The organism is uncultured Aureimonas sp. (assembly GCF_913775355.1).
Lineage (GTDB): Bacteria > Pseudomonadota > Alphaproteobacteria > Rhizobiales > Rhizobiaceae > Aureimonas.
In genome coordinates this window covers 1-6,320 of the sequence record NZ_CAJYIU010000119.1, presented here as the reverse complement: position 1 = coordinate 6,320, position 6,320 = coordinate 1, and the positions used below count along the sequence as shown (strand labels likewise).

Sequence of the window (6,320 nt, the reverse complement as noted above, 5' to 3'; positions counted from 1 at the left end):
CGAGAACGTCGGCGACAACGAAGTCGACCTCAAGACGCCGCCGGCGCCCAAGCCCTCGCCGCACGAGAACGTCTCGACCGCCGAAGCGCCCCCGCCGCCGCCCCCGCCGGCGGTGACGCCGCAGACGCGCCCCGAGCCGCCGCAACCGACGCCGCCCGAGCCGACGCCCCCGCCCGAGCCGCCGGCCGAGGTCGCGGAACAGAAGCCCGAGCCGACGCCGGCCGAGGCAGCGCCGGAGATCGACCCGCTCGCAGCCGAGATCGCCAAGGCGGAGGCCGAGACGCCTGCGCCCCCGCGCAACGTGCCGCTGCCGCAGGTGAAGCCGAAGCCGCCCGAGCCCAAGCCTGCCGAGCCCGTGAAGGTCGCGGAGGCGAAGAAGGCCGAGCCGGTGAAGGAGCCCGCCAAGGAACCGGCGAAGGACACGGCGAAGTCGAAGGAAAAGCCGAAGGACACCAAGAAGCCGGCGACCCAGACCTCGACCGAGAAGCAGTTCGACGCCGACCAGATCGCCGCGCTCCTCAACAAGCAGGATTCATCCGGCGGCGGCGCCAAGCGCTCGACGCAACAAGCGGCGCTCGGCGCCACGCGCCAGACCGGCGGTTCGCTGTCGCAGAGCGAGATGGACGCCCTGCGCGGCCAGATCATGCGCTGCTGGAACCCGCCGGCCGGCAGCGTCGACGCCGGCAACTTCCGGGTGAAGATCTCCATGCAGCTCGGACCGACGGGCGAACTGGAGGGCTTGCCCGAGATCCTGTCCGGCGGCGGCTCGTCGATGGCCGAGCGGGTGGCGAGCGAGGCCGCGGTTCGCGCCGTGCGCCGCTGCGCGCCGTATAATCTGCCGGCCGAGAAGTACGACACCTGGGCTCAGGTCACCGTCAATTTCGACCCGAGCCAGATGTTCTGACCCTTTCGCCTCTCGCGGCGGCGCGCTGCCGCCGCCTCGTCCTTTTCTCATGCGAAGCCCGGGTCGCCGTCCCGATCGACGGCTTCGAACCCGATGCCCAAACGGGAAGGTCCCGCACATGACGCGCTTCATCCGCTCCTTGGCTCTTGCCCTCGCCACGGCCACCGCCGGTCTCGCCCTGGCATCGGGTGCGCACGCGGCGGTCGAGATCGACGTGACGCAAGGCAACGTCCAGCCTCTGCCGATCGCCCTGCCGAACTTCCAGTCGCGCGACGCGCTGGGCACCAAGCTGATCGAGGTGGTCGCTGCCGACCTCAAGCGCTCGGGCCTCTTCGCCCCGATCAACCCGGCCGCCTTCATCCAGAAGGACGTGACGCCGGACGCCACGCCGCGCTTCCAGGACTGGACCGTGATCAACGCGCAGGCGCTTGTCACCGGCCGCGTCACGCCCGAGGCCGACGGGCGGCTGCGCGTCGAGTTCCGCCTTTGGGACACCTATGCCGGCCAGCAGCTCGACGGGCAGCAGTTCTATGCGAGCCCCGACAACTGGCGCCGCATCGCCCACATCATCGCCGACGCAATCTACGAGCGCCTGACCGGCGAGAAGGGCTACTTCGACACGCGCGTCGTCTTCGTCGACGAGAGCGGCGCCAAGACCGACCGCAAGAAGCGCCTCGCGATCATGGATCAGGACGGCGCCAACGTTCGCTATCTCAGCCAGGGCGGCGACCTCGTGCTCACGCCGCGCTTCTCGCCCAACCGGCAGGAGATCACCTACATGTCCTTCGGGCAGGGTGATCCGCGCGTCTATCTCCTGCAGCTCGAGACCGGGCAGCGCGAGGTCGTCGGCAACTTCCCCGGCATGACCTTCTCGCCCCGCTTCTCGCCGGACGGCCAGAAGGTGGTGATGAGCCTGCAGCAGGACGGCAATTCCAACATCTACGCGATGGACCTGCGCTCGCGCGCCACGACGCGCCTGACGTCCACCAACGCGATCGACACTTCGCCGTCCTATTCGCCTGATGGCTCCAAGGTCGTATTCGAGAGCGATCGCGGCGGCCGCTCGCAGATCTACGTGATGGGCGCCGACGGCTCGGGCCAGCAGCGCATCTCCTTCGGGCAGGGCACCTACAACACCCCGGTCTGGAGCCCGCGCGGCGACCTCATCGCCTTCACCAAGCAGACCGGCGGCCAGTTCCAGATCGGCGTGATGAAGCCGGACGGCTCGGGCGAGCGCATCCTCACCTCGTCGTTCCACGCGGAAGGGCCGACCTGGGCCCCGAACGGGCGCGTCATCATGTTCTTCCGCGATCAGGGCGGCGGTCCGCAGCTCTACTCAATCGACCTCACCGGCCGGAACGAGCAGAAGGTGGCGACGCCGAACTACGCATCGGACCCCGCCTGGTCGCCCGCGCTGGAGTAGGATTCTCCAGCGCTTTCAACTGCCTGTTGACCACTCGTTAACCGCGATCATGGTAAACGGGCCTATACGGAAATCACAGAGTTAAGGAGACGGCCATGCGCCGCATCGCTACTGGGGTCCATGGTCGTATCGCCCTCGCGCTGGTCGCGGCGCTGGCGCTCTCGGCCTGCGCCAAGAAGAACAACGGACTGCCGGACAACGCGGCCGGCCTCGGCCTCGGCGGCGCGGGCGGCCTCGGTGGCGCCGGCGGCGCGGGCGGCCGCGGTTCGGCCGCTCCGGGCACCAGCCAGGACTTCACGGTCAATGTCGGCGACCGCATCTTCTTCGACACGGACTCGACCTCGATCCGCGCCGACGCGCAGCAGACGCTGGCCCGTCAGGCCCAGTGGCTGAACCAGTACCGCAACTACTCGATCACGGTGGAAGGCCACGCCGACGAGCGCGGCACGCGCGAGTACAACCTTGCGCTGGGCGCCCGCCGCGCCGCCGCCACGCGCGACTACCTCGCCAGCCAGGGCGTGTCGCCGAATCGCATGCGCACTATCTCCTACGGCAAGGAGCGCCCGGTGGCCGTCTGCGACGACATCTCCTGCTGGTCGCAGAACCGCCGCGCCGTCACGGTGCTCAACGGCGCCGGCAGCTGATCTGCGGCATTTCTGCAACATCGAGCGTTTCGAAACGGCCCTTCGGGGCCGTTTTGCGTGAGGGCGTCCTTGTCTGTGCTAGCACCGGCCAAACTTTGGACGCCTTCCGCCGGTCCAAGCTTCAGGGGTCGACAGGTCGTCGCCCGGATGGCTTCGAACAGCTTGCGGGCGAGGGGCCTCCAGCGATCCCGAGGGGATGTCCCGCATGGCCAAGATGAAGCTCGCAACCGTTTCCGTTCTCGTCCTCGCCGCGCTGGCGGGACCCGCATCCGCGCTCGACCTGCCGTTCGGCCTCGGCGGCGGTGACCGTGCGCCCGTCGCGTCGCGCGCGCCGGCGCCCGTCCTGATGGCGCAGGTCGGCGACGGCGGCGTGCGCATCTCGCAGATGGAAGAGGAGATGCGGCGCCTCACCGGCAAGGTCGAGGAGCTCTCCTTCCTCGTGCTGCAGCTCCAAGAGCAACTGCGCAAGACGCAGGAAGACAACGAGTTCCGCTTCCAGGATCTCGAGGGCAAGGGTTCGGGCGCCGCCGCCAAGCCGGCCGAGCGTCGCACCGATGCGGCGCCCGCCCCGGCCGGCAACGAGCGCGTCGCCTCGGCCGCGCCGCCGAGCGTCAACGACGCGAGCCGGGCGGCTCCGCCGACCGCCGCACCGCCGGCCGACGAGATCGGCGCGCTTCTCGGCAGCGGTGACACCAGCCTCAACGAGCCGACGCCGCCGCCGAGCACCACGGGCTCGAACAAGGTCGCTTCGATCGCCACCAACGGGCCCGTCGAGATGTACTCGCTCGGCTACAACTACATGCTCGCGGGTGACTACCAGCTCGCCGAGAACACGTTCCGCCAATACACGCAGGCGTATCCGAGCTCGCAGGACGCGGCCGACGCGCAGTACTGGCTGGGTGAAGCCCTCTACGCGCAGAACAAGTATCGCGACGCCGCCGAGGTGTTCCTGAACGCCCAGAAGGCGTTCCCGAAGAGCGCCAAGGCGCCGGAGATGATGCTGAAGCTCGGCATGTCGCTCGCCCGCCTCAACAACCGCGAGACGGCCTGCGTCACCTATGCCGAGGTCGGCAAGCGCTATCCCGACATGAGCGCCAACGTGAAGCGCAAGCTGCAGAGCGAGACGAAGTCCGCCAGCTGCGCCTGATCCGGGCGCCGCGCCGGTGACGGACGAGACGGTCGAGGCGGTCAAGACCGCGCTCGGCCGTTTTGCGTCGGAGCGACCTGCAGCGAAGCGGCTGCTTCTTGGCGTGTCCGGTGGGCCGGACTCCCTGGCGCTTCTCCTTGCCGCCGCAGCGCTGCCGCTGGACGTTTGCGTCGCGACGGTCGATCACGGGCTGCGGGCGGAGGCGGCCGGCGAGGCGCGGTTCGTGGCGGCGGTCTGCCGCGATCTCGGGCTGCCGCATCGGACGCTTGCTTGGCGCTCGGGCGAAGTGGTGCAGGGCAACCTGATGGCCGCCGCGCGCGAGGCGCGATACCGCCTCTTGGGAGCCGAGGCGATCCGGGTCGGCGCCGATGCGATCCTCGTCGCCCACCACGCCGACGACCAGATCGAGACCCATCGTCTGGCGCGCGAGCGCGGCGCGAGCGGTGCGGCGCTGGCGGGGATGCGACTTTGGCGCGACCTCGAGCCCGACCTCGTCCTGATCCGCCCGTTCCTCGACATGCCCAAGCGCGCGCTCATCGATGCCGTGGCGCGGGCCGGGCTGTCGCCGGTCGAGGACCCGACGAACGCCGACATGCGCTATCGGCGCGCCCGCATCCGCGCGGAACTGGCCGGTGATCGGCGTCAGGTCGCCGAGCGTCGATCCGCGATCGCCTTTGCTGCTAAAATTCGGGCTGCGGAAGATGCCGCGACCGCGGCCATGATCCGGCAGGCGGGAGAGGAGGGGAGGCTTCGCGTGGATGACGCGGGCGCCGTCTCCTTCGAGCCCGCGCCCGGCGACGAGGCGCTCTGGCCCCGCATCCTGACGGCGGCAGGCGGCGCGCCGCATCCCCCGGAGCGCGCCGCGGTGGATCGGCTGCGCGACGCCTTGGCGTCCGGCGGACGCGCGGCGACGCTCGGTGGCAGCCGGGTGGAGCGGGCTGGCGGGCGGCTGACGGTTCGTCGCGAGTACGGCAGGATCGGTCCGCCCGGCGTCGATGTCGCAGCAGGTGGCCGCCCTCTCTTCGATCGCCGGTTCACGATTTCGGGTTCGGACGAGACGGGCGCGGTGCGCCTCGAGCCGCTCGGTCGTCTCGGCCTCGGAGGTCCCGTATCTCGCACGCTTCCGGTCGGCATCGACCGGGACGGGGGCGTTTGCGCGGTCCACCCCCGGCTCGGCGATCGGTTTCCCGGGGTCCCGACGCTCCGCCCCAGACCATGTGTCGCATGGCGCGTTACCGCCGATCTGCCGGGCGGGACGGGGGATCGATTAACCGCCGATCCCCAAAATGCCGCAAATCCTGCGAAGGCTGTTGGCAAGGATTTGGCGGCCACCTATCTTCGATGACGTGTCAAGGTTCGCGCACCCTTCGGGGATCGGGGATCGGGGCCTCATCCCAGGACGGATAATGAACCAGAACTTCCGGAATTTCGCCCTCTGGGCGATCATCGCGCTTCTGCTCATCGCGCTGTTCCAGCTGTTTTCGAACGGCTCGCAGAACGCGAACACGCGGGAGGTTCCCTATTCCCAGTTCCTGTCGGACGTCGATTCGGGCCGCGTGCGCTCGGTGACGATCCAGGGGCAGCGGATTTCCGGCAGCTACACGGACGGGTCGAGCCCGTTCCAGACCTATTCGCCCGGCGACCCCCAGCTCGTGTCCCGCCTCGAGGGCAAGAATATCCAGATCAACGCCAGCCCGCCATCGGACAACACCAATCCGATCTGGTCGATGCTGCTCTCGTTCGGCCCGATCCTCCTCATCCTCGGCGTCTGGATCTTCCTGATGCGCCAGATGCAGGGCGGGGCCGGCGGCAAGGCGATGGGCTTCGGCAAGTCCAAGGCCAAGCTCCTGACCGAGGCGCACGGCCGCGTCACCTTCGCGGACGTCGCCGGCGTCGACGAGGCCAAGCAGGACCTCGAGGAGATCGTCGAGTTCCTGCGCGAGCCGCAGAAGTTCCAGCGCCTCGGCGGCAAGATCCCGCGCGGTGTGCTCCTCGTCGGCCCTCCGGGTACCGGTAAGACGCTGACGGCACGCGCCGTCGCGGGCGAAGCCAACGTGCCCTTCTTCACCATTTCGGGCTCGGACTTCGTCGAGATGTTCGTCGGCGTCGGCGCATCCCGCGTGCGCGACATGTTCGAGCAGGCCAAGAAGAATGCGCCCTGCATCATCTTCATCGACGAGATCGACGCCGTCGGCCGTCATC

At 69.3% G+C, this 6,320-nt stretch carries 6 protein-coding genes; all 6 read left to right on the top strand.

Annotated features, from left to right (window positions below; translation table 11 throughout):
- Positions 1–904 (top strand): hypothetical protein (locus QZ753_RS08430; RefSeq protein ID WP_294642747.1); only part of this gene is annotated, 904 nt, incomplete at its 5' end.
- Between the two features lie 118 nt (positions 905–1,022).
- On the top strand, positions 1,023–2,327 hold the full coding sequence (gene tolB, locus QZ753_RS08425) for a Tol-Pal system beta propeller repeat protein TolB (RefSeq protein WP_294642746.1): 1,305 nt from the start codon (positions 1,023–1,025) through the stop codon (positions 2,325–2,327).
- Positions 2,328–2,422: 95 nt separating this feature from the next.
- Entirely contained in the window at positions 2,423–2,971 is a 549-nt protein-coding gene (pal, locus tag QZ753_RS08420; RefSeq protein ID WP_090958343.1) for a peptidoglycan-associated lipoprotein Pal, read from the top strand.
- Between the two features lie 205 nt (positions 2,972–3,176).
- Positions 3,177–4,118 (top strand): tol-pal system protein YbgF, encoded by a 942-nt coding sequence (gene ybgF / locus QZ753_RS08415; RefSeq protein WP_294642741.1) that lies wholly within the window; start codon positions 3,177–3,179, stop codon positions 4,116–4,118.
- A 16-nt stretch (positions 4,119–4,134) separates the two neighbouring features.
- Positions 4,135–5,463: a tRNA lysidine(34) synthetase TilS gene (gene tilS, locus QZ753_RS08410; protein ID WP_294642739.1), complete on the top strand. Its 1,329-nt coding sequence runs from the start codon at positions 4,135–4,137 to the stop codon at positions 5,461–5,463.
- 61 nt (positions 5,464–5,524) lie between these two features.
- The coding region (locus QZ753_RS08405) for an ATP-dependent metallopeptidase FtsH/Yme1/Tma family protein (RefSeq protein ID WP_294642737.1) at positions 5,525–6,320 on the top strand (796 nt) is incomplete at its 3' end.